The organism is Furfurilactobacillus milii, from assembly GCF_009864005.1.
Taxonomy (GTDB): Bacteria; Bacillota; Bacilli; order Lactobacillales; family Lactobacillaceae; genus Furfurilactobacillus; species Furfurilactobacillus rossiae_B.
In genome coordinates, this window is the sequence record NZ_WEZQ01000005.1 from 379,312 (window position 1) to 402,201 (window position 22,890).

30 protein-coding genes, 1 tRNA gene and 1 other annotated feature are annotated in these 22,890 nt (G+C 43.1%); of the genes, 2 read left to right on the plus strand and 29 right to left on the minus strand.

Features of this window, described 5'->3' with window-relative positions:
* Nucleotides 1-37: 37 nt before the first annotated feature.
* The 16 genes from GB993_RS04575 to GB993_RS04645 form a co-directional block, all read right to left on the minus strand.
* Nucleotides 38-493 carry an arginine repressor gene (locus GB993_RS04575; RefSeq protein ID WP_161003268.1) on the minus strand — a complete coding sequence of 152 codons (456 nt, stop codon included), beginning with the start codon at nucleotides 491-493 and terminating at the stop codon, nucleotides 38-40.
* Between the two features lie 14 nt (nucleotides 494-507).
* Entirely contained in the window at nucleotides 508-1,326 is an 819-nt protein-coding gene (locus GB993_RS04580; RefSeq protein ID WP_161003269.1) for a TlyA family RNA methyltransferase, read from the minus strand.
* Nucleotides 1,327-1,340: 14 nt separating this feature from the next.
* On the minus strand, nucleotides 1,341-2,225 hold the full coding sequence (locus tag GB993_RS04585; RefSeq protein WP_161003270.1) for a polyprenyl synthetase family protein: 885 nt from the start codon (nucleotides 2,223-2,225) through the stop codon (nucleotides 1,341-1,343).
* A complete protein-coding gene (locus GB993_RS04590) occupies nucleotides 2,218-2,472 on the minus strand; it encodes an exodeoxyribonuclease VII small subunit (protein WP_161003271.1) in 255 nt (84 codons plus the stop codon). Before GB993_RS04590 ends, GB993_RS04585 begins: the two co-directional genes overlap by 8 nt.
* 1 nt (nucleotide 2,473) lies before the next feature.
* On the minus strand, nucleotides 2,474-3,820 hold the full coding sequence (gene xseA, locus GB993_RS04595) for an exodeoxyribonuclease VII large subunit (RefSeq protein WP_161001429.1): 1,347 nt from the start codon (nucleotides 3,818-3,820) through the stop codon (nucleotides 2,474-2,476).
* The gene (gene folD, locus GB993_RS04600) at nucleotides 3,821-4,687 is read right to left on the minus strand and encodes a bifunctional methylenetetrahydrofolate dehydrogenase/methenyltetrahydrofolate cyclohydrolase FolD (RefSeq protein ID WP_161003272.1); all 867 of its coding nucleotides are present in this window, start codon (nucleotides 4,685-4,687) and stop codon (nucleotides 3,821-3,823) included.
* A gap of 186 nt (nucleotides 4,688-4,873) precedes the next feature.
* Nucleotides 4,874-5,305, minus strand: a complete 432-nt coding sequence (gene nusB / locus GB993_RS04605; protein WP_017261762.1) for a transcription antitermination factor NusB — start codon at nucleotides 5,303-5,305, stop codon at nucleotides 4,874-4,876.
* On the minus strand, nucleotides 5,305-5,772 hold the full coding sequence (locus GB993_RS04610; RefSeq protein ID WP_017261761.1) for an Asp23/Gls24 family envelope stress response protein: 468 nt from the start codon (nucleotides 5,770-5,772) through the stop codon (nucleotides 5,305-5,307). Before GB993_RS04610 ends, nusB begins: the two co-directional genes overlap by 1 nt.
* Nucleotides 5,773-5,790: 18 nt before the next feature.
* Nucleotides 5,791-6,351 carry an elongation factor P gene (efp, locus tag GB993_RS04615; RefSeq protein WP_017261760.1) on the minus strand — a complete coding sequence of 187 codons (561 nt, stop codon included), beginning with the start codon at nucleotides 6,349-6,351 and terminating at the stop codon, nucleotides 5,791-5,793.
* A gap of 124 nt (nucleotides 6,352-6,475) precedes the next feature.
* Nucleotides 6,476-7,549, minus strand: coding sequence for a M24 family metallopeptidase (locus GB993_RS04620; protein WP_161003273.1), 1,074 nt, complete (start codon nucleotides 7,547-7,549; stop codon nucleotides 6,476-6,478).
* Nucleotides 7,550-7,630: 81 nt separating this feature from the next.
* A complete protein-coding gene (gene rpmA, locus GB993_RS04625; protein ID WP_017261758.1) occupies nucleotides 7,631-7,927 on the minus strand; it encodes a 50S ribosomal protein L27 in 297 nt (98 codons plus the stop codon).
* Nucleotides 7,928-7,942: 15 nt separating this feature from the next.
* On the minus strand, nucleotides 7,943-8,272 hold the full coding sequence (locus tag GB993_RS04630; protein WP_161003274.1) for a ribosomal-processing cysteine protease Prp: 330 nt from the start codon (nucleotides 8,270-8,272) through the stop codon (nucleotides 7,943-7,945).
* A 27-nt stretch (nucleotides 8,273-8,299) separates the two neighbouring features.
* Nucleotides 8,300-8,641 carry a 50S ribosomal protein L21 gene (rplU, locus tag GB993_RS04635; RefSeq protein WP_017261756.1) on the minus strand — a complete coding sequence of 114 codons (342 nt, stop codon included), beginning with the start codon at nucleotides 8,639-8,641 and terminating at the stop codon, nucleotides 8,300-8,302.
* Between the two features lie 16 nt (nucleotides 8,642-8,657).
* Nucleotides 8,658-8,743 (minus strand) — a sequence feature (ribosomal protein L21 leader region).
* 173 nt (nucleotides 8,744-8,916) lie between these two features.
* A complete protein-coding gene (locus GB993_RS13130) occupies nucleotides 8,917-9,045 on the minus strand; it encodes a hypothetical protein (protein WP_017261755.1) in 129 nt (42 codons plus the stop codon).
* 124 nt (nucleotides 9,046-9,169) lie between these two features.
* Entirely contained in the window at nucleotides 9,170-9,679 is a 510-nt protein-coding gene (locus GB993_RS04640; protein ID WP_161003275.1) for an LptM family lipoprotein, read from the minus strand.
* Between the two features lie 312 nt (nucleotides 9,680-9,991).
* Nucleotides 9,992-10,065 (minus strand) — tRNA-Arg (locus GB993_RS04645).
* 464 nt (nucleotides 10,066-10,529) lie between these two features.
* Between GB993_RS04645 and GB993_RS04650 the strand changes: the two genes are divergently transcribed.
* The gene (locus GB993_RS04650) at nucleotides 10,530-11,207 is read left to right on the plus strand and encodes a TetR/AcrR family transcriptional regulator (protein WP_404825467.1); all 678 of its coding nucleotides are present in this window, start codon (nucleotides 10,530-10,532) and stop codon (nucleotides 11,205-11,207) included.
* Nucleotides 11,208-11,302: 95 nt separating this feature from the next.
* On the opposite strand, the gene GB993_RS04655 is transcribed toward GB993_RS04650, so the two are convergent.
* From GB993_RS04655 to GB993_RS04685, 7 genes are all read right to left on the minus strand, one after another.
* Nucleotides 11,303-11,842, minus strand: coding sequence for a dUTPase (locus GB993_RS04655; RefSeq protein WP_161001359.1), 540 nt, complete (start codon nucleotides 11,840-11,842; stop codon nucleotides 11,303-11,305).
* Between the two features lie 22 nt (nucleotides 11,843-11,864).
* Nucleotides 11,865-12,992, minus strand: coding sequence for a hypothetical protein (locus GB993_RS04660; RefSeq protein ID WP_161003276.1), 1,128 nt, complete (start codon nucleotides 12,990-12,992; stop codon nucleotides 11,865-11,867).
* Nucleotides 12,982-13,974, minus strand: a complete 993-nt coding sequence (locus GB993_RS04665; protein WP_161003277.1) for an exonuclease SbcC — start codon at nucleotides 13,972-13,974, stop codon at nucleotides 12,982-12,984. The genes GB993_RS04660 and GB993_RS04665 overlap by 11 nt, the downstream gene beginning before the upstream one ends.
* 480 nt (nucleotides 13,975-14,454) lie before the next feature.
* On the minus strand, nucleotides 14,455-15,795 hold the full coding sequence (glnA, locus tag GB993_RS04670) for a type I glutamate--ammonia ligase (RefSeq protein ID WP_161001362.1): 1,341 nt from the start codon (nucleotides 15,793-15,795) through the stop codon (nucleotides 14,455-14,457).
* 60 nt (nucleotides 15,796-15,855) lie between these two features.
* Nucleotides 15,856-16,230, minus strand: a complete 375-nt coding sequence (locus tag GB993_RS04675; RefSeq protein ID WP_161003278.1) for a MerR family transcriptional regulator — start codon at nucleotides 16,228-16,230, stop codon at nucleotides 15,856-15,858.
* 151 nt (nucleotides 16,231-16,381) lie between these two features.
* Nucleotides 16,382-17,305, minus strand: a complete 924-nt coding sequence (gene miaA, locus GB993_RS04680; protein ID WP_161001364.1) for a tRNA (adenosine(37)-N6)-dimethylallyltransferase MiaA — start codon at nucleotides 17,303-17,305, stop codon at nucleotides 16,382-16,384.
* Complete coding sequence (locus GB993_RS04685; protein ID WP_161003279.1) at nucleotides 17,302-18,078, minus strand: glycerophosphodiester phosphodiesterase family protein; 777 nt, start codon at nucleotides 18,076-18,078, stop codon at nucleotides 17,302-17,304. The genes miaA and GB993_RS04685 overlap by 4 nt, the downstream gene beginning before the upstream one ends.
* 105 nt (nucleotides 18,079-18,183) lie before the next feature.
* On the opposite strand from GB993_RS04685, the gene GB993_RS04690 reads away from it, so the two are divergent.
* Nucleotides 18,184-18,360, plus strand: coding sequence for a DUF3042 family protein (locus tag GB993_RS04690; RefSeq protein ID WP_017261745.1), 177 nt, complete (start codon nucleotides 18,184-18,186; stop codon nucleotides 18,358-18,360).
* Nucleotides 18,361-18,467: 107 nt separating this feature from the next.
* Here the strand turns inward: GB993_RS04690 and GB993_RS04695 are convergent, their stop codons facing one another.
* From GB993_RS04695 to GB993_RS04720, 6 genes are all read right to left on the minus strand, one after another.
* Nucleotides 18,468-18,881 (minus strand): rhodanese-like domain-containing protein, encoded by a 414-nt coding sequence (locus tag GB993_RS04695; protein ID WP_225439093.1) that lies wholly within the window; start codon nucleotides 18,879-18,881, stop codon nucleotides 18,468-18,470.
* A 61-nt stretch (nucleotides 18,882-18,942) separates the two neighbouring features.
* Nucleotides 18,943-19,185, minus strand: coding sequence for a YqgQ family protein (locus GB993_RS04700; RefSeq protein ID WP_161003280.1), 243 nt, complete (start codon nucleotides 19,183-19,185; stop codon nucleotides 18,943-18,945).
* A 39-nt stretch (nucleotides 19,186-19,224) separates the two neighbouring features.
* The gene (locus GB993_RS04705; protein WP_161003281.1) at nucleotides 19,225-19,920 is read right to left on the minus strand and encodes a rhomboid family intramembrane serine protease; all 696 of its coding nucleotides are present in this window, start codon (nucleotides 19,918-19,920) and stop codon (nucleotides 19,225-19,227) included.
* Complete coding sequence (locus GB993_RS04710) at nucleotides 19,920-20,474, minus strand: 5-formyltetrahydrofolate cyclo-ligase (RefSeq protein ID WP_161003282.1); 555 nt, start codon at nucleotides 20,472-20,474, stop codon at nucleotides 19,920-19,922. Before GB993_RS04710 ends, GB993_RS04705 begins: the two co-directional genes overlap by 1 nt.
* A gap of 89 nt (nucleotides 20,475-20,563) precedes the next feature.
* Nucleotides 20,564-20,713, minus strand: coding sequence for a 50S ribosomal protein L33 (rpmG, locus tag GB993_RS04715; protein WP_081495844.1), 150 nt, complete (start codon nucleotides 20,711-20,713; stop codon nucleotides 20,564-20,566).
* Nucleotides 20,714-20,811: 98 nt separating this feature from the next.
* On the minus strand, nucleotides 20,812-22,887 hold the full coding sequence (locus tag GB993_RS04720) for a peptidoglycan D,D-transpeptidase FtsI family protein (RefSeq protein ID WP_162854040.1): 2,076 nt from the start codon (nucleotides 22,885-22,887) through the stop codon (nucleotides 20,812-20,814).
* Nucleotides 22,888-22,890: the final 3 nt, after the last annotated feature.

Sequence of the window (22,890 nt, forward strand, 5' to 3'; positions counted from 1 at the left end):
GTTTAGGGACCCTATCGTGGCATTTCTAAAACTTAACTTATTCCGCACCCAACTCGGCGAGTCTTGAACGAACTTGCACAGCATGATCAATCGTTGAGGCAATAATCAAAACGGTACTGTCATCGCTTAACACACCAAAAACCTCATCATAATTCATCTGTTTGATTAAACTAGCAATAACCGGGCCGTTTCCTGGCAGCACATTAAGCAAACAAAATTGATTATTAATGGTCATATCAATAACATTGCCATTTAAGTTTCGTCGCAACTTACTCTCACCATCGATTGGTCGGTCGCTAGAAAATGTGTAATACGTGCGCCCATTTTCGTCAGGCACTTTAATCAATTGCATCTCAGTGATATCTCGCGAGATTGTCGCTTGTGTAACATCAAGTCCCTCTCGGTCTAACAAAAGCACCAGTTCTGTCTGTGTATGAACAGCATTATTAACGATAACGCGCCGAATGATTGCCTGCCGTTCCCGTTTTTTCATGAACGATCCACCCTCTACTTTTGATTCAGTTGGGCATAAGCTGACGTCAACGTTTCCTTCACGGACACATTTGGCGACAGTTGTCCCTCTCCGTCTGTGTTCACAAGATGGATTAAGAACTCGATGTTTCCTTCGCCACCCTTAATTGGTGAAAAATCCAGTCCTGTAACAGAATAACCTGTTGCCAATGAAAAGGAGACAATATCATTCAGAACAGATTCATGCACATTTGGGTCTTTAACAATGCCGTGCTTACCAACGTTATTTTTACCTGCCTCGAATTGTGGTTTAATCAACGCAACCACTTCGCCTTGAGGCTGCAAAATTGTTTTCAAGTTAGGCAAGATGAGATGTAGTGAAATAAAGGATACGTCAATACTAGCAAATGTTGGCCGACCAAAGGTAAAGTCCGCAGGTTTCGAATAACGGAAATTCGTATGTTCCATAACAACGACACGCGGATCTTCGCGTAACTTCCACACCAACTGATTGCTGCCAACATCTAGCGCATATGAGCGGACAGCACCATTCTGTAACATAACGTCGGTGAAACCACCCGTGGAAGAACCAATGTCTAGCACTGTTTGGCCAGTTACATCAATGTTAAACACTTTAAGTGCTTTAGCTAGTTTAAAACCGCCTCGGCTCACGTACGGCATCGGATCGCCTTTAATATGCAATTCCGTATCTGTTGGAATTCGCTCACCCGGTTTATCTAATCGTTCTTCATTTTTTCCTAGCACCTCACCGGCCATTACTGCCCGTTTGGCCTGCTCACGAGACGTGAATACTCCCTGCTCAACAAGCAGGATGTCGACACGTTGTTTTTCCATGTGTTTTTCCCTTTCTAACCCTCAAAATAGCTCAAGAACGCGCTCAGAATGTTTCCATCAGCACCACTGTCTGACAGCGCATCACAAGCCTGCCGAGCATCCTCAATACTGGCGTTTAACGCTTGCCGTGCAGCAGGTAACCCAATCAACCGTGGATAGGTGTTTTTGCCCTCAACCTCATCCTTATTGGGCGTCTTGCCCAGCTGCTCAGCCGTTGCAGTTTCATCTAAAATATCATCATAAATTTGAAATGCCAAACCAAACGCTGCGCCGAAACGAGCAAAATGTTGACATTGTTCCGCCGTTGCGTGACCCATGATGGCCCCCGCCATAACCGCGTACTCCAAGAGTGCACCCGTTTTACGTTTGTGCAACGCTTGTAATTGATCCAACGGGATCCGCTTGCCAGTAGTTGAAACATCTTCTACTTGACCTGCAACCATTCCTTTAGGCCCTGCTGCGACAGCTAACTTTTGCACCAAACGAATTGTGATTGAAGCATCTAACGGTGCTGTCGCTAGCCAGTCAAAGGCCAACGCTTGAAGTCCGTCACCGGCCAAGATAGCAATATCCTCGCCAAACACTTTATGATTTGTTGCTTGACCACGACGTAAATCATCATTATCCATCGCGGGCAAATCGTCGTGAATTAACGAATACGTGTGTAACAATTCGACAGCCACCGCTGCTTGCATTTCAGCTGCCGTAATTTCTTTATTCAAACTCACTATTGTTGCCAGCGTCAGTAATGGTCGTAACCGTTTGCCACCGGCCTTAACGGAATAAGCCATTGCTTGACCTAGCAACGACTGATTAGCACTGGTTGCTAATTTTTCATCCAACAACCGATTGATTTTTGGCACATATTCTTGTTCGAAACTACGTAATTGTTTATTCATGATTTGTTGCCGAATCGGGAGCAGCCTCAAAATCAACCTCTTGACCATTATCATTCATCATCTTGGTCAACGTTTTTTCTGCATTGTCCAAAGTATCTTGTAACTGCTTACTCAACGTAACCCCTTGTTGAAATTGAGTTAACGCTGTTTCTAGCGGTACGTCACCTTGCTCCAATTTTGTTACGATTGCTTGAAGCGCTGTAAGGTTTTCTTCAAACGTTGGTTGTGCCTTTTTTTCCTCTGCCATGTTAGTCTTTCTCCTTATCCACGCTATTTATTGTAGCCGCCGCTTGACCATCTGCTAAGTGCAACGTAACGGCCTGCTTTTCAGACAGCTGATCAACTGTTTTAACAACTTGACCTTCAGCCGTCACATAACTATACCCGCGCGTCATAATTTTTAGTGGACTCAATAAATCCAGTTGATTAATCAGAGCATGTAACTGCGTTTTTTTCGTTTTGATCATATTAACACTCACACTAAGAAGCTCATGACTTAATGCATCGGTCTGTTGACGACCATTTTTCACACGAGCCGTTAACAAATGCGTACTCAAGCGGGCCCGAACAGTTGCTACCTGCTGTTGCTTGCCATTCAACAGCTGACGTTGATCATTAACTAACTGATCGGTAAGCTGTGCAACACGCTGCGTATAACCTTCGTACAAACGCTGTGGCTGCGTGAATACGTAAGATTGGCGAACTTGTTTTAACCGCTGACGATCTAACTGAATTTGGCTAGTCATCGCTTGAAATAACCGACCCTGTAATTGCGAAATGGCCAACAATGTTTCTGACAACACAGGTGTAGCTAACTCGGCAGCCGCAGTGGGCGTAGCTGCTCGCACATCCGCTACTAAATCGGCAATTGTCGTATCCGTTTCATGGCCCACTGACGAGATGACAGGGATTTCGCTAGCTGCAATTGCGCGCGCTACGCGTTCCTCGTTGAATGGCCACAAATCTTCTATAGAACCACCACCACGACCAATAATCAGGGTGTCAAATGTGCCAAGTTCATTCACCTGTTGAATGCGGCGGACAATATCATCTGCCGCTGCATCACCCTGAACTAGCGCTGGAAACAACACAAGCTGGGCAATGGGATAACGTCTGCGAGTAGTTGTAATGATATCACGAATGACAGCCCCAGATGGACTAGTAATAACCGCAATACGCTTTGGGTACTTAACCAACGGCCGTTGACGACGCTCGAACAAACCTTCACTGGCTAGCTTACGCTTTAATTGTTCATAAGCTTGGTACAAGGCACCGACACCATCTGGTTCCATCCGCTCTACATAAATTTGATAACTACCGGATGGCTCGTACAGCGAAATCCGCCCGGTCACAAGAACTTTCATGCCTTCTTCAGGTTGAAACTTCACTTTTGCAAAAGCGGATTTAAACATAATTGCATTAATTTTGGCATGGTCATCTTTCAAACTGAAATATTGATGGGCATTCGGTCGCGGTCGAAAATTGGAAATTTCTCCTGTTAGATACACACGACCAAGGTACGGATCAGCATCAAATTTTCGTTTAAGGTAACGTGTCAACGTTGTAACTGATAGATAATCTTCACGGTCTGCCATTTAATCCACCACTTGTCCAGTTTGCCATACCGCTAACTGAATCGTTTGTTGCATTAACGTCGCAATCGTCATCGGACCAACGCCACCAGGCACAGGTGTCAAATAACCAGCAACGTCCGCAACATCCTTTGCAACATCACCCGTGAGTTGACCACTTTCGTCACGATTCATGCCCACATCAATGACGACAGCACCCGGCTTAATCATTTCACGAGTAATTAAATCAGCCTGTCCAACCGCCACAATGACAATATCTGCAGAACGGGTTAGCTCCGCTAAATCTGTCGTATGCCGATGAGCCAATGTTACCGTCGCATTAGCGTTATTAAGCAACGCTAATAATGGTTTGCCAACTAATCGGCTACGCCCGACCATCACGACGCGTTTACCTGGTAGTGAAATCTGATATTGAGAAAGTAGCGTCATGATGCCCTTCGGCGTGCACGCAACAGGAAAGTTCTCACCAACTTGAGCAAACAATTGACCCAAGTTTTCGGGGTGCAGACCGTCAACATCTTTGCGTGGATCGATCGCCATCACCACCGCCTCCTCATCAAGATGGCTAGGCAATGGTGATTGTACCAAGATCGCATGAATTTGCGGATCCTCATTGTAGCGCTGGACTAGGGCAATGACCTCGGCTTGTGAAGCATCGGCCGGCAAATGCTTCACAACAGAATTAAACTGCAACTTGGCAGCTTTACGTTCCTTATTTCGAACGTAAATGGCACTGGCAGGATCATCCCCCACCATAATGACAGCTAATCCCGGAATGACACCTTTTTGCGTCAACTTCCGTGTTTGCTCAGCAGACTGCGCATTTATTTTTTTAGCGGTCGCACGACCATCAATTTTTATTGCTGTCATAAAACTGCCCCTAACTTTTTAAATTCACACTTTTATTCGTTCATACTGAATAATTTTAACACATTCACTGTGTGTTTTAGATACTCATTACATACGCATTTTCATTGAGAAATTAACGAAGAAGCACAAAAAAGATGCCATTAATTCAGACCACATGGTCCCAATTAATGACATCGTTATTCAACTTTATTCCGCAGAAGAAGCATCTGCTTTATCAAAAAGCTTTGATAAAACCCCGTTAATGAATCGTCGTGAATTGTCATCAGAAAATTCTTTTGCCAACTCCAAGGCTTCATTAAGAGCGACACGTGTGGGAACTTCAGCAGAGTACTCCATCTCATACAGACCCAATCTTAAAATAATTAAATCAGGATTGGCCAATCGAGAAATGGACCACTTGTTTGCTAACAATGGACTAATCTGTTCATCAAGTTCAGCTTCCTTTTCAGTCACACCATTTACCAATGTGACTAAATACTCAGGCACCACAGTGGGTTGATCTGATTGACTAGGAATTAATTGACGATACAGATCTTCCACATTCGCATCTGCATTCATATGTTTTGCAAACAACACTTGAAATGCAATTTTTCTAATCTGATGTCTATTTAAGCTCACTACAAGTCACCATCTTTGCTGGTCGTTTGTTCGTCGTCGCCAGCGGCAGCGGCGCGGTCACCAAAAATGTCATCTGGATCAATATCAGAATCATTTTTTTCTGGAACGATACCAACAATGTGAACATTAACCTCACCCATTGGCAATTCCGTCATCAAAGTAACTTGTTGCTTGACCTTATCCTGCATTTCCAAGGCTACCTTAGGCACATTAACACCATAGTCCAGGTAGACAAAGACGTCAGCAGAAATCTCGCCATCGTTAACGCTCAGCTTGACACCCTTGCTGTGTTCAGTACGGCCAAACAACTCCGAAACATTATTCGCAATCGTACCACGCATCCGGTTAACACCGTCTACTTGGCTAGCCGCAACACCAACGATAATCTCCAGAACATCCGATGCAATTTCAATGCTACCTAGTGCATCAGCTGGTTGATTTAAGGTAATGTTATTGACTTCAGGCATAATGGCCTCCAATCCAAACTAAGCTCTTGAAACGTAAGAACCGTCCTGTGTGTTGATGATCAATTTATCATCTGCATTCACGAAGAATGGTACTTGAACAACTAAACCAGTTTCCATTGTTGCTGGCTTTGAGCCACCAGTAGCAGTATCGCCACGAATGCCGGGTTCAGTTTCTTTAACCGTTAAAGTAACCGTGTTTGGTACTTCAACACCCAAAATTTCGTTACCAAAAGAGGTTACGCTAACTTCCATGTTTTCCAACAGGTACTTAGCAGCATTTTTCATCTGTTCGTTTGGAATTGAAACTTGGTCATAAGTTTCAGTGTTCATGAAGACGTAGTTCGAACCATCGTTGTACAAATATTGCATGGTAGCTTGGCTGATTTCAGCCAATTCCATTTTTGCACCGGCACGGAAAGTCTTTTCTTGAACGGCACCTGTCCGCAAGTTCTTTAACTTTGAACGCACAAAGGCGCCACCCTTACCGGGCTTAACATGCTGAAATTCAACGATCCGCCAAATAGCGTGATCAACTTCAATCGTCAGACCATTTTTAAAGTCTGCAGTAGAGATTGACATAATTGTTCCTCCTAAAGGCATATTGGGCACACAAAACGCCCAAATATGACACTTGTTAAAATTCATTCTTGTTCAGTATACAGTAACGCATCCCGTCGTTGCAATAGTTGGCAATTTTAAACGACTACAAAATCTTTAAGTCCTTAGAAGAGGTTGTTAACACCTCAGCACCGTTTTCCGTCACCAAAACATCATCTTCCAACCTAACGCCACCAAGGTTTGGCAGATAAATCCCTGGTTCAACAGTGATTACCTGGTTAGCTTGAATGGCATAAGGAATTCTTGGTCCGTAAACTTGAGGTTCTTCATGAATATTCAAACCAATGCCATGTCCCATGCCGTGATTAAACTCGGCGCCATATCCGGCCGCCTTAATCAAATCACGACCTGCAGCATCCAATTGAGCGCCGGTTGCGCCAGGCTTGATTGCATCAATAACTGCCTGGTTAGCCGTCTTAGTTAGATTATAAATATCCACTAACTCGGGATCTGGTTGCCCCAACGCAAACGTGCGAGTGATGTCAGACGTATAGTCGTCGAAGTAGAAGCCAAAATCAACAGTAACTAATTCGCCCTTAGCGAGCTTCTTTGTTGTGGCTGACCCATGTGGTTCTGCAGAACGATAGCCGCTGGCCACAATTGTATCAAACGAAGGCCCGGTCGAACCATGCGCGCGCATCCAAGCATCCAACTTATTGGCCACTTCAATTTCCGTCATGCCAACGTGAACATTCGGCAACAGCGCATCATAACCTTCACATGACAAACGAATCGCACGACGTAACTTAGCAATCTCTTCGGCATCTTTAATTTCTCGTAAATGATCAACCACTGCATGTAGTCCAACAAAATCAGCGGCAAGTTGCTCATCTAACATAGACCAAATAACGTATGGTAATGTGTCTTCAAACCCGATCACACTATGATTTTGGTCTGCAGCTAGCTTAACAACTGTTCCATAATAGTCACGCGTAATCATTAATGTGATTTGTGGATCTAATTCAGCCTTCATTTCGGTTTCATACCGAGCATCGGTAATCATAAAAGACTGATTGCCAGTAATTAATAAACATCCGTCACCACCAACATTAGCAAAACCTGTTAAATAGTGTAGATTAAACTCATCCGTGACCAAAAAAGCATCTAAATGTAATTGATCCAAAACACCTTGAACCTTAGCAATCCGTTTTTGTCCCATGCTATCGCTCCTCATCACTAATTAAATCAAACAAAAAACGGCCACAATGCCTTAACATTATGCCCGTTTATTGATCGATTGTTATTCTGCTGCTTCAGCGGCAGGGTAAACGGACACCTGACGGCGATCCTTACCTTTACGTTCAAACTTAACAACACCATCTGTCAAAGCAAACAGTGTGTCATCACCACCACGACCAACATTCATACCTGGCAGAATGTGCGTTCCGCGTTGACGGTAGATGATGGAACCAGCGTTGATCTTTTGACCGTCGGCACGTTTAGTACCTAAACGACGACCAGCAGAGTCACGACCGTTGGCAGTAGATCCGCCCCCTTTATGGTGAGCGAAAAATTGTAAGTTCATATCCAATAACATGTGGTTACACCTCCATTAGTTAATGTGACCATCACTAATCGTAACGAATTGAGTGTATTTCTGTGCAACTTGCGTCATGCCTAAAATAAATGTGGCTAAAATTGTTTCAACTGCTTGATTGCGATCATTGATAACCACTTCCAAGAAGCCACCATTGTCATCATCTGATGAAACTGTCGGGTGAACCCCAGCAATTTCATCCAATGCGTTAACAGTGGTAATCGCCAGCACGGAGGCTGCCGCACAAACAATATCTTCACCATAATCACCAGCACCTGCATGGCCAGTCATAACAAACCGAACCGGTTGGCGCTTAGCATTTCTCGAAATATCAACTTTAATCATAATAGCTTAGCGTGGTTTCGTAGTTGTTTACTTGTCTGCGTCAGCGCTCTTTGATGAAGTTGCGCCGGCAATTTCATCAATCATGACACGCGTATAAGGTTGACGGTGACCTGTCTTAGTGTGTTGGTTCTTCTTAGGCTTGTACTTGAAAGTAACAACTTTCTTTTCCTTGCCTTGCTTTTCAACAGTTCCAGTAACTGAAGCACCATCAACATATGGTGTTCCGATCTTAATGGAACGGCTAGCAACTAACACAACTTCGTCAAAGGTAACTTTGTCGCCTTCCTTTGCATCAAGCTTTTCAACAAAGATAGGTGAACCCTTTTCAACCTTGTATTGCTTACCACCAGTTTTAATAATTGCGTACACGTTGTGCACCTCCTTAAAAGTTTCTTAGACTCGCCAAAGATAAGCGTTTCACTGCCTAAACAGAGAAAACTTAAAACTTATTTTGCGCGGTTGCAGTGTGGGAAGTCCACAAATACAACAATAAGAGTTTACCAGAGAAGACCCGGTGCGTCAAATGCTTCAAGTCCTTTTTCTGGCAAAACATCTCAGTCGTTTCTAATTGTAACAAAAAACGCAGTGGAAACACACTGGTTTCACACTACGTTAAGGAGCTAATAGTCGATTTTTCAAACAAACTAATGCTGACGATGATCTGGTTGAGCGGTTGTACGGTTAGTTGACAGATGCGATGCTGACGAACGACCCATCAATTCCCACACGCCACTTCCGATCAAAACAATGGATAAAATCAATACGGCAACCATCTAAAAACCTCCCTTAACTTGATTAAGTAACTGTTTCCAGTTTATCAATCACAGATACTCATATTCAATTTTTAAGCCTTCTTAAGAGATTTATGTCATCTTTTACCAAATCGTTAATAAACGGTTACTCCTGTGTACCGATTTTATAGAGTTCTGTGTCCGCGTTGGTGTCTTTTCGCATCTGTGTTTCAATCTTGCTACGTTGTTGAACTGAGTTACCGATTGAAAATGAGGCTAAGTCGAACACAATACGGAAATTAGCATGAAATTGAGATGCAACCTCATCGTCAAAATTGTATTGCTTGCTAACCGCTGCTTTGACAATGCCCTTCACACCTGTTGCACCATCCCCTAGGGCAGCCCCTAATTGGTTTTTCTGTGCTTCACTAAGTCCAGGACGCAACTCCTGATTCAGCTTGTCAGCAGCCTTATACACAGTATTAGCGCTTTTGTCATCATCATACCGAAATTTTTGTAGCGCCGTTACCAATGTTTTGATATCGTCATTTTCCGATTGAACCCGTTCGTACTTTTTCTCCGAAACCTGAACGCCTGCATAACTTTTCTGACCACAAGCCGCTAGTGTAATCAATAACCCCAAAACGGCAAATGTTGCCACAATCTTCTTCCACATGTGAACACTCCTCAATAAGCGAACTTCAAACTAGACTCATTGTACCAAAAAAGACGCCTTGACCGGAACTCAGCAACTTATTTTTAAAGTTCCTTTAGGGCTCAAAATAGAAATTAAGAAAAATGCTGACCTATGTCCCAGAAATTAAAAACAATTGTTTTCTTGAATACGAGGCCAAAATAAAAAAGAATTGCTGTTGAGAGCAATCCCTGTTTGTACTATAGCCAAATTTAGTAGCTTATTTTAAAACGAAAAAGCATACTTATACCATTCGCCGCTTATCAGTTGGTAATAAAACCGATGATACAAAAATGCAACAGGTGGGGTTCGAACCCACGACCCTCGGTTTAGAAGACCGATGCTCTATCCAACTGAGCTACTGTTGCGAAACTTAACCTTATTAGTATAAAAAACGGAATCGACAGTGTCAATTTAAGTTTAAAAGATTATTCAATATAATTGCCAAGCAACAAGTTGGTATTGAACAAATTGTCTAAGCAATTAAAACCAAATTTAGTCATGTATAGTGCTGATACAAAAATAAAGACGATCACCGAAGTGACCGCCTGGAATGATCCCAAACGGATAAGTTCGGGACTAGAACAGTGTATCACAGTTAAAACCGCAAAGAAAAGGACAAAATTCTTTTTTATATCTAGATTTCTTGAACTACACGTGCCGGCCACGAAATATAAGCTAAAAGATTACTATACTGCACAAATGTATTCGCTTGCAAGAATGTGTAATATAGTCCCTTTATCTGTTGACGAAGCGCTTTCATTTCTTATATAATAGGCTTTGTAAACATTTATCAGAGTGCTGTCTAATAAATTGAGCAACTTGGGGGTGCATCATGGTTAAACATTTGGACCCTCGGGTGATTAAAACGCGGTCAAGTTTAAAAACTGCCCTAATCAGTCTGATGCAACAATACAAAATTGAAAATATCAGTGTTCAAAAGATCACTGAAACTGCGCACATTACTCGAGGAACATTTTATTTACATTATAAAGACAAGCGAGATTTCATTTCACGTGCCATGACTGAAATTTTGGATGACTTTTTTGATGCCGTCATTGATGACGGCACTGACAGTTTACCAGAGCATTACGCCTTTCTGAACGGTCATGCAGTAAATGTCTTTTACTTAAACAACGCTTTTAACTACATTGAAAAAGACGCTCAGATGTTCAACGTTTTGTTGAATACACAGGAAAATGGGTTATTTGAACATGAATTATATGCCCGAATGACTGGCTATCTAAATCGTTTCTATGATCAGATGAAACCGGCGTTTGCTGACATCGGCGTACCAATCAACATTCAAATTGCCTTTACTGTTTCTGCTTATGTTGGTTTAATCAAAAATTGGCTCATTGAAGGCATGATTTATACACCACATTATATGACAGGATCAGTTCATAAAATGATTTCGCTCGTGAGCGCCGGTTCTCCAAAAACAGTTACGTTTACCAACTTTTTCTATTCAGATCCGCAATTATTGGCTCGTCAAACTAATAACTGGTAGGCGTAAGCGTGCTAATGAACACAAAATAAGGCCTGACGTTGGGCTATAAACCCAACGTCAGGCCTTATTTTGATTGCTATATTATCACGAAAAGACTAATAGTCATTAGCCTGACGTTTTAAATTTTTTTCGCGCTTTGCTTGATAAGCTTCCTGAATTTCATTTTGTGTGAAGCCAAAGCCACGCAAACCCATTGTTAAGAATAAGTGCCACGCATGGCCAAAATCGCCCTGACGATGTTCTTTTAGACTGGATAAAATCATACTGTTAATGGCCAAATAGGTCTTGGTTAGATTAAGATCCGGTCCCTTTGTCAACTTAGTCAATTCGTCAGGCGTTAAGACTGTTAAATGCGTCCATTGCTGTTTATGGAAAATCAACAAAAAGAAATCCAATGCATCGACATATTCTTCTAACAGCGTCTGATGGGATGTTTGACCAGGATTACTTTTACCGCGGTGCGTTTTCCACACCTTAAACCATTCACTCGTATTCGCAATCTCGGCCAACTCGACGTCTAAGGCTAAATATGCGTTCTGTAGACTATCCTCACGCGACCAATGTAATTGCTTTGCATCATGTACTTGTTGATCAAACTCAATGCATTCGCGCAAAAGCATCGCTAAATCTAACATTGTAATTCCCCTAACCTGTCTATTAAGCAAAAATTAACGGATCGGACTGAATTTCTAAATCATCACGATTAGCTAAGTACCATTGACGAATGAAATCATAGTTCAACAACACTGCCATCAAAGAAATTTGGTTCTTAGGATCCGTCGTGGTGATGACCCACTTAGGTGCTGTCTGCGTGCCAGCGTCCGCAATACCAAAGACAAGATCATCTTCTAAGTCAATGATAGCGCCATTGCCTGCGGGGGCATTTTGTAGCATATAATGACTGTCAGCCGAGGCCACAAAGAGCTTGTCCACTGTTCCTGCTGGCAATGCTGGATGTTTCGTTTGATACTCCGCATTATTGTCAGTTTCTAACAAATTATAGTCAGCCGTAAAGTGATAGTCACGCTGTAAATCTTTGGCAAACGTAATGAGTGTATCAATAGCAGACATCTTCTTGTCCGCTGGTTGATCAGCTAACGCCACCGCAAATAGGTCAGTAAATGCTTTGCTGTTGAACCGAATTTGCTGACGTTCCAGGTTCATATAGAACAAGTGGAGACCGGAAGCCTTATCTGTGAAGAAGGCGCCCCCATTGCGACCACCAACCAAGACAAACTTAAAGTCAGGTTGTGTGCCTAACGCGTCAAACGTAACGCTTAATTCTTCATGATCAGCTGCACTGGTGAGAATTAATCCTTTTTCTTCGTGAATCTCCAGCAAACGACTCATAAAGAGCAAATAATAGTCAGAAGCCGTGTATTGGTGGGGAAAAGTTACAAACGCGGTATCCATTTTAAAATCAAATAAATGCGTAGCCGAATCTAACAATTCATCAGTGTCTTGCGTCTCAGTCAGTTGATCCAAATACTTAGTGAACTGAATGCCGTTTTGCAAACCATCTTTTATGTTGTTGTTGTAGATTCTAAAACGTTGACTTGGCGTTAACGTATCTACTTTTTTCTCTTTACTGGTGCCAGACTCAGCGTCATTTTTCGTTGCACTGACAGCTGCAGAATCTGTGGCTACTGCCGAATCAGTCTTGGAAGATTGTTGCTGCTTAGTTGCCGTTGATGCAGTCTGATCAGAATGGACATCGTTGGCCGTGCTTGCTTCAGTAGATTCAGCACTAGCTGACGTCAAATCTCTTTTATCATCACTTGTCATCTGAAGTCACCTCACTAGTTGCTGAATTGCTTGCGCTCTCTGCGTCAGCAGCAAGTGCACTATCCTGAGAACGAATTTCACTGGATGGCATTTTTTCATCCGGGTCAGCTTGTCCTGCTTCAATTGCCCGACCAATTAGATGACTGATATAGTCAACATATAAGCTAGCATTACGATCTTTAAACGTGGCAAAGTCACCAAACACTTTGCGAATCGCTTGCTTTTCGTAGCTTAGAATCGTGTCTTCCTTAGACAAAACTAACGACTCATCTTCGTTGGCTTTCATCCCTTTATAAGCGTTGTTTGCCTGATCATCCTCGTCAGCAAGCTTGGTCAACTGATCCAAAATATCTTGACGTTCAGCCTTCGAATGACCGCCGTTAAACAACGTGCGCGATTCCCCAACTTCTTTAAGTTGAGACCGTAATTTTTCTTTTTGCAAATCTCGTTGTTCTTGGTTCTTGACCAGTTCCTGCAATTCTTGACTTTGCCGAGCAATGTCTTTGATGCGATCCGAATTGTAGTTTTTGCCTTCTGATTCAAGTGCAAACGACTGTGTCAGTTTTTCATATTCTTCGCTGTCAAAAATGAATTGGGCGTTTAAAACGTCTAATTCACCAAACTGGCGACGATCCCACCAGTTCCCAAAGAATACATTGAATTTGCCATTTTCTGGTTCTTCAAAATAAAAGAATGGGTATGTGTGCTTTAAATAAGCAATAAGCTCCGCACTCAAATAATGGCTGAGTTCAGGGTGTATATCATCGACCAAACGTGCTAATTGGTTGCCTTCCGTTTGTTTATTGCCCCTAATCAACGTGTTGTAACGTTGTGGGTCAACTAATTCGTAGACCCGACGATCATTAAAATCATTAATGGCGCCGGTTAATTCATCTAAATAACGTGACTTTTGTCCGAGTTTACCAGACAACTCAGGACGTACATTACGTGATCCGACTTTTTTCGTTTGTGGATTATCCATGCCGTCTTACCCCTTGTTCACTAAATTCATACACTTATATCGTACACTACTGCCATCATGTCGACAATCGCCCCGGCAGTGTTGCAAACGTTTTCTTAACATTTAAATTTAGAATTTTTTAGACAAAAAGCCGTGATGAATATCCGCAGTCGCATTTCAGCTAAAAAACGGTTCTCTGTCAACTGTTGTTGGTAACGACCATAATGCACCCAATCATTATTTGATGATTGGGTGTTTTGTTTTTGTCCTTAACATAACAAGGACGCGCATATCCTTTTTTTCGTGTCAACATACATAGATTACAGAAAGAAAAATCTGTTGTCGATCATGTCTTGTGACATGACCAACAACAGATATGATAGAACCTAAAAAACGACGCTATTCATCACGGTTAAATGTTTATTTATTTTACTATAACTTGATGACTGATCAACCTAAATTGAAAAGCACATTGCTGCACCAAGAAACAGCCGTCAAATATTAATATTGTTCCAGATACTGATCACGTTCCCACTTAGTGACAGACTGACGATACGATGCCCATTCCAGCTTTTTGGCTTCAATAAAGCTTTGGAATAAATGATCGCCTAAAGCTGCCTTCATAACGGGGTCACTTTGCAAGGCTTTCGTGGCATTGTGTAAATTGTCTGGCAAATTGCTAATGTGGTTAGTTTCACGCTCTTTTTCGTCCATTGAATAGATGTTGCGATCCACAGAATCGTTCGGTGTCATCCCATTACGAATGCCATCCAAACCGGCTTCCAACATCGCAGCTATGGCAAGATATGGATTGGCAGCAGGATCAACTGAACGCAACTCTAAGCGTGTCGAATTGCCACGTGCACTAGGCACACGAACCAGTGGTGAACGGTTGGAACCTGACCAGGCTACGTAAACTGGGGCTTCGAAACCTGGTACCAGACGTTTGTAAGAGTTCACAATTGGATTTACAACAGCAGTTAAATTACGGGCATGAGCCAACAGACCACCAAGAAAATGATAAGCGGTTTCGCTGAGTTCCAATTCCCCATCAGCATCGTAAAACGCATTGCCCTTAGCGGTTGATAATGACATATTCATATGCATGCCTGACCCATTGATCCCTTCAAGTGGCTTGGGCATAAAGGTGGCAAATAGTCCGTACTTTCTCGCAATTGTTTTAACGACTAGTTTAAAGGTTTGAATATTGTCGGCCGCCTCCAGTGCATCAGCATACTTAAAGTCGATTTCATGCTGGCCAGGTGCAACTTCATGATGGGCAGCTTCGACTTCAAAGCCCATTTTTTCGAGTTCGAGGACAATGTCGCGACGGCAATTCTCACCAAGGTCCATTGGTGCCAAATCAAAATAGCTGCCTTTGTCATTCAGCTTCAATGTTGGTTCGCCATTTTCATCCATTTTAAACAGGAAGAATTCTGGTTCCGGACCAATGTTGAAAGACGTAAAACCGGCAGCCTTCATCTCATCAACGACACGAATCAGATTGTTACGAGGATCACCTTCGAATGGTTTTCCATCCGTTGTATAAACTTCACAAATCACTCGGGCTACCCGACCATGTTCACTGCCCCACGGAAAAATCATCCACGTCGACAGGTCTGGGTGAAGGTACATATCACTTTCTTCGATTCTAACGAAGCCATCGATGGATGAGCCATCAAACATTAACTTGTTATCTAATAACTTGCCCAATTGACTCGTCGGCACTTCAACGTTCTTAATTGAACCCATCAGATCAGTAAACATTAATCGTAAAAATTCCACGTGTTCCGTTTTGACCAATTCGCGAATTTCATCCTTCGTGTATGTCTTCTTTGCCATGTTCCTGCCTATCCTTTCGACTAACCTCAATTGCCAACTGTTGTTTCTAAAGAAAAGCGCTTATAAGTGTTGTTGAAGACCAGACTGTGGTGGCCGCATCCCTGCTAACTGTTGCATTTCAGCTTCAAGCAAATGACGTGCACGTTCGTCTGACAACCGTTTCGATTCCAGTTGTGTAGACTCAACCTGATGTGTCTTTGCATACAAACGGCGCATTGTCGCAAAGTCCATCCCACTTGCTAGACCATCCTTCACTTCCAGCAAACGATCCACATCATTCAATGAATAACGCCGACGATTTCCCTCATTCCGTGCTGGATGGACTAACGCCTGTGTCTCATAATACCGAATCTGTCGTGCTGAAAGGTCAGTCAGCGCCATTACCGTACTCATCGGTAAAATTGCCAATGACCGACGCAACTGTTTTTCCGCCATCAGTCAGCCTCCCAAAAACTCACAAACATTTGAACAACTGCATCATCCCACCGCAAAGTATTAAAGTCAATCTTTCGTGTCATAAGTTCTGACATGAAAGACTGACTTTAATTTAAAAATAACAAAATTGAGGCATATCATTTCTGTGCAATCAGTTATTTTGGTTTGCCAGCCACACTCGTGTCTGTCTTTCTATAGCCTCAAGTTTCTCAGGATGCTGGATCAAATCGTACCAGTTAACTGGTAATTGATGACGGAACCAAGTTAATTGCCGTTTGGCATAATGACGAGAGTTTTGTTTCAATATGCCCACCGCCTGATCTAACGATTCTGTTTTGCGGAAATAGGGAAACAGTTCTTTATAGCCGATACCGCGGCCAGCCTGCAGGTTTTCACCGCCCTGTTCAAAAAGCCACTGGGCCTCATCCAACAAGCCAGCTTGCAACATCAAATCAACCCGTTTATTAATCCGCTCGTACAATACCGCTCGATCCGTATTTAAACCAACGATGAACGCGTCATACCGATTCGGATGATCTGTTTGAACCTCAATGGATTTTCCGGTTGTCTCAAAGACTTCTAGTGCCCGGATCACGCGGCGAACGTTGCCAGCAGGGATCTTGCTAGCGGCAATTTCATCCCGCTGTTTGAGCTGATCCCAAACCCACTGATTGCCATGTTCAACAGCCAGTGTCTGCCAGTGGTCACGAAATTGCTGATTTGCCGGTGTTCCCAGTTGTAGCCCAGTTAGCAATGCTTGTAAATAAAAGCCGGTCCCGCCAACAATCATTGGCAGATGACCGCGCGCAGTGATTTCTGAGATAAGCGTGGCGGCACGTTCAGCAAACATTGCTACCGTGAAAGAATCCTGAACGTCACATTCATTAATCAAAAAGTGTGGTACCCCTTGGCGTTCTTCAGCAGTCACCTTAGCCGTGCCAATGTCAAGATGACGGTATACCTGCATTGAATCACCGGAAATAATCTCCCCGTTAAATTTTTTCGCCAGTCTGATGGATAAATCTGTTTTACCCACAGCCGTTGGACCAACAATCATTAATACCTTTGGTTTCATTTTCTATTTTCCTTTGATTCACGTTTTGGAAATTCATTTGTGGAATAAACTGATCGTAACATTTGGGCAAGCTCAAGTTCATCGGTAATAACGGAGGCCGCACCTAGCTGGAAACATTTTTTGAGCAATGATGATCGATTAACCGTCCAAACTCTAACGATGGCCCGATTATTGAAAATCCATCTCCTATCCATAAACAGCCACCACCACTTAAGGTGCACGCTGGTTACTGACTCACCACAATGAGCAAGTCTCACAACTGGCGTCGGCCAACGCGTTAGTAGCGCCGTTTCAACGATAGGTAAGGCATGATGAAAAACTGCCAGTAACTGGTGGCTAAAACTAGACACCACTATGGCCGACAGTAACGTCGGAAAGCTGGCTAACACGTCGGCTAAATGTTGTGCCACCAGTATACTGCTATTTTTTGGGACCTTAATTTCTAAATTGAGAACACCGTGAAAAGCTTGTTTTTCTAAATAATCCAAGAGTTGGACCAGTGTCGGTATTCTGATGTCAGATTTATGGCCATAAAACCGCCAGCCTGCGTCTAACCGTTGAATTGTCGTCAACCGTAGCCGACTAATTTCACCAGTGCCATTTGTTGTCCGATCAACACGGCCGTCATGACACAAAACCAGCTCGTGATCTGCCGTTTCCTGAACATCAGTTTCGAGGCCATCAGCACCACAGCTCAAGGCTGCTTTAAACGCAGCCATTGTATTTTCAGGACGTTGACGGGCAAGGCCGCGATGAGCGATAATCAGTGTCACCGAAATGTACCCCCTTTCACTGGACGTTACGGTTAAAAAAAGACATAATAAACGTGTAGTTTAAATCGCATCTTGATTATTATAAAAAATTGAGGAGGTCAAACCATGAAGAAATTTACACAAGGATTTTTATTAGGCACATTAGCAACTATTGGTGCCGTAGCCGCTGGTGTTTTTTCATTCCACAAAACCGTTGTTTCACCCATTGAGGACGAAGAACAACGCGTGGATGACAATCGTCGACGGGCTGTCCGTAAATCCCGTTCATCTCACCTCAACTAGTAGTTTCGCATATTCCAATTTATTTTACACAAAAAATCGGTATCCATCATGCATTCGTTTGAATTCATGATGGATACCGATTTTTTAATAACTTCAATGCACCAAATCTAATACTTGCTAGCTTTCGTTTTACCTTCCCAGTGGCCATAGCCATCCGTCAAGATAAAAATCTGTTTGTAACCATTGCGAGCTAAACGAAGGGCTGCCCGTGTGCTCAACGCCTTACCTTCATCGTAAAGATAAACTGGTAAGTCATCACGAATTTCTTTATAACGTTGACTAAAGGTGGAATATGGCACACTGCGGGCGCCAAGAATGTGTCCAGAATCAAAGTCCTTTTTTTCACGAACATCGATAATTTGTGCCTTACGCATTCCTGCCTGAAATTCTTCCTGTGTTAACAACGTTGAAACTTGCCGACGTTTAATGACTAAATAAACACGCCATCCAATCCAACCGAACACAATTAACAGGCCAACAACGTCAAAAATAATTTCTCCTACAGAAGCAGCAACTAACACGAACAATCCCTCCATCTTCTAAACTCAATACTCACATTGTACACATTTGTTCAAACAGTGCCTAGTGCTCATTAGTCTTTTTTGATTTTTGCTCTTCAATCCGGTGTTCATGTGTCAACACCACTTTCGCTTGTAGCCACGTTGGTTTGTCAATGGCGTTCATTCGGTACAAATTATCCAACTCCAGTGCCATGACCTCTATATCCCACATTCGTTTGCCCACATAGACATAAATCCCGAATGCTTTTAACACCTGCTGAACATCGTACAACGTGCGTAATGATTGCGGATTGTCCCGATACATAAATTTTGCCTCACTTTTGACGATTTCAACTCATCCAGATTAAAACAAACGAATGAGTCCAAAGTTTGCAACAACTACACCAATTAGGCCGACCACACGCAGCCAGCGTGAAACGGCTGGATTGTTATAACGCTTTGGGACACTCAGCAAGAAGGCCACGGCAATTCCGCCAATCAACCCACCAATGTGCCCCCAGATATCAATACCAACGGCAAAGATATCAAACACCAAGTTAACGACCACTAAGATTGAGAATTGCCGAGCAATTGCATGAATCGCGGGATTATTTTGTTCAATGACGTCTAATGCAATAAACGCACCAAAAAGACCAAAAATGGCTGTACTAGCACCTGCAGACAATCCTTCCGGATGAAAGAACATGCTCCAAACATTACCGGTAAAACCACTGACCAAGTAAATAACCAACGTCCGCCAATGACCAAACGTCATCTCCACATAACGACCCAAAAAATAAAGCGTAATCATGTTCAGCGCAATATGCTCAAACGTGACGTGAATAAACATTGGTGTAATTAACCGCCACCATTCGCCAGCTTGAACTGCGGTTCCAGACAATGCGCCTGATTGATCCAGCGATTGAACAGAAAATGGGCTCGCTAATGAAATGCCCTGAATGCCAAATTCAAACATCATCCACAAAAAAACGAGTACATTGATGATAATTAGTCCGACTGTTACTGGTGACCCTCGCCGTATGCGTTGCCAAACGTTCATTAATCTGCCTCCTTGAGTGAAATGATTTGTTTTATCTTTATATCAAAAGAATCGGCTGTCCACGTCCGTTTACGAAAACGTTGTGGTGACAGAGCTAAACTGACTGTTTCACCCTTAAACACAGCTAAATAACGATCATAATAGCCAGCCCCAAAACCGATGCGACTACCATCATCAGCAAAGGCAACGCCAGGCACAACGATTAAATCCATCTGATTAGGGTCAATGCTCTGACCCCCAACAGGCTCCTGAATGCCAAATGCAGATTTCTCAAAAGAAACACCCGCCCCTAACGTAATGAACGTCATCTGACGATGTGGAAGTGTTTTGGGCACACTAACTTGTTTGCCCGCTGCCAATGCCTGAGCAATTAACGGACGCGTATCTAACTCGACTGCTGCACTCATGGTTAAGCCGATCGATTTAGCATCTTGCCAAATTGAACTCCCAATCAGCCCATCGATGAGTTGTTGGCTTTCAGCCGCCTTATCCGCCGGCGCCATTCTGGCCAATGCATTAATTACGTTTTTCCTGATTACATCTTTTGTTTGCATCATGCACCTCCATCAGCGGGTAATGATTGCGATTATTTTCTATTGAAAACAAAAAAGCGCCCGAGGAATTCCCAGGCGCTAATTAGTCATTACTTAGTTTCACGGTGCAAAGTGACTTTGCGATCGTGAGGGCAGTACTTGTTTAATTCAATCCGGTCTGGATTGTTGCGCCGATTCTTTGATGACAAGTATGTTTGCCGACCACATTCGGTGCATTCTAAGGTAATGTGTACGCGCATCTTTAACCCTCCACTCTGCTTGAAATTGGCGAAGACGCCTCAACTCGAACAATTTTATCATTTTTATTCATTGTTGACCAGTATTTTCTGACAAATGACTATTTAAATCCGTCAGAACTTTGAATATCTTTCCAGTACAAATTATAAATGTCAGCCGCAATGTCCTGGTTGACAAGGTATGAAGCAGTTTCTTCCGGCAAGCCAGGAACCGCCACAGCGACTGCAACTTGTGGATTATCTGTTGGTGCATAACTAATGATACTGGAAGTAACAGTCTGCTTACCGTTAACAAATGTTTCGGCAGTCCCCGTTTTAGCAACAATCCCAGGCTTCAATTTAGTTAGCACTTCAGCACCAGTTTTATGCGCAGAGGAACCGTTGACCACTTGCCACATCCCCTGTTTAATAATCTTCTTGGCATCAGCACTTGCTGAAACGTAGTTCAAAGCTTTTGGATGAGCCTGATATTCAACATTTCCTAATCCACCATTCTTGTCAGTTCCACGAATTTGTGAGACTAAGTATGGCTGCATCCGGTAACCACCATTAGCCAGCGTTGACACGTACTGAGCTAATTGTAACGTTGTGTACGCATCATAGTTACCAAACGCCTCAACTAAGGCTGACCCAATGTTAGCACGGCCAGACAGCCCCTTTAAACCTGCCGACTCACCAGGTAAGTCAATCCCCGTCTTAACACCTAGTCCATACTGACTGAAATTATTTCTAAGTGTCTGGAACATTGTGCTTGGTAATCCGTTGATGGATTCACCCTGCGAGTATTTGAAACCAACCATCTTCATCGCGACCTGAACGGCATATGAGTTAGAAGATTCTTCTAGCGCCAGTGCCGCATCCATCGGGAAAGCCCCGTTTTGGTTCCAGTCAGTCGTAATTTTCGACGTCCCCGTCAGAATAATCGGTTGATCAACCAGTGTGTTGTTCGAAGGTGTAATGGCGCCACTCTCGAAACCACCGGTCAACATAGCGGGCTTAACAACAGACCCCATAACGATTGGTTGGTTAATTGCACCTAATGCATCAGTGGTCACTTTGCCAGTGTTTGGATCACGGGAATCACCGCCCATTGCTAGCACAGCCCCCGTTTGGGGATTCATGACCACTGCATAAGCACCCTGACAAGTGCCACTTGGCAAGCGTTTATCAATGACTTTTTGAACATCATCCTGAAATTTAGAATTAATCGTCAAGACCAAATTAGAACCCTTGGCACCAGCGTATTCTTTGGTTTCCTTGGTGATTTTGCTATTATTGCTAACTTCCACAGACGTTCTGGATTTAGTTCCGCGAAGAATTGGCTCATAGGCCTTCTCTAAGTAACTCGACCCAACGGAATCGTTACGTGAGTATCCCTGTGAGATCAACTCATTAACCTCATCAGCCGGCAACCCTTGTTTTTCAGTCGTGACAGTCCCTACGAAACTCTTAACGGAATTTCCTGCAGGGTACGACCGCGACCAACTGGTTGCCGTTTTTACGCCGGGCATATCAGACATGTGTTCACCGATTTGTGACACTTCTGTGGGCGTTACGTCCGTCTCTTTAATGTAAGTCGTGGACAAGGCATAGGCACCATTCATCTTGGTGAAAATCGTGGCAGCGTTTTTCTGACTGTCAGATAGTTCAGGCTTATGTTTGGCCACGTAATCCTGTTGAGCGACCTGCAGAGCAGTTGTACTCATGGAACTAGCCTTAGGAATTTTAGCAGTGACTGCTGCACTGTGTTTGCTATCCGCCAAATAATAAATCGCTGCCTGACGATCTGTTAGTGTATTCGTCGGCACCGTCAGATAATCGCCAAGCTTGTTCGCCACTTTGTACATATCTTCAGCGGTAACATTGATTCCCTTGGTATAACTAATGGCTTGATGGGCTTCATTGCCAACTAACACTTTACCCGTTGAATCGTAGATCATCCCACGTTGCACATTGTTGGTTTCAATCGTATTATCCGTGCGGTTAATTTCTGCCTTAAACATTGAACCTTTTTTCAACTGTAAATAAGCCATTTGAAAGGCCAAGGCTGCTAACAAAAGAAACACAATGACCAGCAGTAAATTTAACCGAAACGGAATCCGCGTCGTTTGATCATCGTGATTGGTTTGCGTTTTTCTGCGCTGAATAAACTTATTAAACACTGAATCCTCAACCATCCT

Coding starts and splice junctions, on each gene's coding strand:
- GB993_RS04585 (WP_161003270.1), bottom strand. CDS start 2,225: ATGAATAAACAATTACGTAGTTTCGAACAAGAATATGTGCCAAAAATC.
- efp (WP_017261760.1), bottom strand. CDS start 6,351: ATGTCAATCTCTACTGCAGACTTTAAAAATGGTCTGACGATTGAAGTT.
- GB993_RS04640 (WP_161003275.1), bottom strand. CDS start 9,679: ATGTGGAAGAAGATTGTGGCAACATTTGCCGTTTTGGGGTTATTGATT.
- GB993_RS04710 (WP_161003282.1), bottom strand. CDS start 20,474: ATGCAAACAAAAGATGTAATCAGGAAAAACGTAATTAATGCATTGGCC.
- glnA (WP_161001362.1), bottom strand. CDS start 15,795: ATGGCAAAGAAGACATACACGAAGGATGAAATTCGCGAATTGGTCAAA.
- GB993_RS04575 (WP_161003268.1), bottom strand. CDS start 493: ATGAAAAAACGGGAACGGCAGGCAATCATTCGGCGCGTTATCGTTAAT.
- GB993_RS04590 (WP_161003271.1), bottom strand. CDS start 2,472: ATGGCAGAGGAAAAAAAGGCACAACCAACGTTTGAAGAAAACCTTACA.
- GB993_RS04660 (WP_161003276.1), bottom strand. CDS start 12,992: ATGACAAGTGATGATAAAAGAGATTTGACGTCAGCTAGTGCTGAATCT.
- GB993_RS04720 (WP_162854040.1), bottom strand. CDS start 22,887: ATGGTTGAGGATTCAGTGTTTAATAAGTTTATTCAGCGCAGAAAAACG.
- GB993_RS04690 (WP_017261745.1), top strand. CDS start 18,184: ATGAAGAAATTTACACAAGGATTTTTATTAGGCACATTAGCAACTATT.
- xseA (WP_161001429.1), bottom strand. CDS start 3,820: ATGGCAGACCGTGAAGATTATCTATCAGTTACAACGTTGACACGTTAC.
- GB993_RS04700 (WP_161003280.1), bottom strand. CDS start 19,185: ATGTATCGGGACAATCCGCAATCATTACGCACGTTGTACGATGTTCAG.
- GB993_RS04665 (WP_161003277.1), bottom strand. CDS start 13,974: ATGGATAATCCACAAACGAAAAAAGTCGGATCACGTAATGTACGTCCT.
- GB993_RS04630 (WP_161003274.1), bottom strand. CDS start 8,272: ATGATTAAAGTTGATATTTCGAGAAATGCTAAGCGCCAACCGGTTCGG.
- GB993_RS04705 (WP_161003281.1), bottom strand. CDS start 19,920: ATGAACGTTTGGCAACGCATACGGCGAGGGTCACCAGTAACAGTCGGA.
- GB993_RS04675 (WP_161003278.1), bottom strand. CDS start 16,230: ATGGCGGAAAAACAGTTGCGTCGGTCATTGGCAATTTTACCGATGAGT.
- GB993_RS04620 (WP_161003273.1), bottom strand. CDS start 7,549: ATGGGACAAAAACGGATTGCTAAGGTTCAAGGTGTTTTGGATCAATTA.
- GB993_RS04655 (WP_161001359.1), bottom strand. CDS start 11,842: ATGTTAGATTTAGCGATGCTTTTGCGCGAATGCATTGAGTTTGATCAA.
- miaA (WP_161001364.1), bottom strand. CDS start 17,305: ATGAAACCAAAGGTATTAATGATTGTTGGTCCAACGGCTGTGGGTAAA.
- rpmG (WP_081495844.1), bottom strand. CDS start 20,713: ATGCGCGTACACATTACCTTAGAATGCACCGAATGTGGTCGGCAAACA.
- GB993_RS04610 (WP_017261761.1), bottom strand. CDS start 5,772: ATGCCTGAAGTCAATAACATTACCTTAAATCAACCAGCTGATGCACTA.
- folD (WP_161003272.1), bottom strand. CDS start 4,687: ATGACAGCAATAAAAATTGATGGTCGTGCGACCGCTAAAAAAATAAAT.
- GB993_RS13130 (WP_017261755.1), bottom strand. CDS start 9,045: ATGGTTGCCGTATTGATTTTATCCATTGTTTTGATCGGAAGTGGCGTG.
- rpmA (WP_017261758.1), bottom strand. CDS start 7,927: ATGTTATTGGATATGAACTTACAATTTTTCGCTCACCATAAAGGGGGC.
- GB993_RS04580 (WP_161003269.1), bottom strand. CDS start 1,326: ATGGAAAAACAACGTGTCGACATCCTGCTTGTTGAGCAGGGAGTATTC.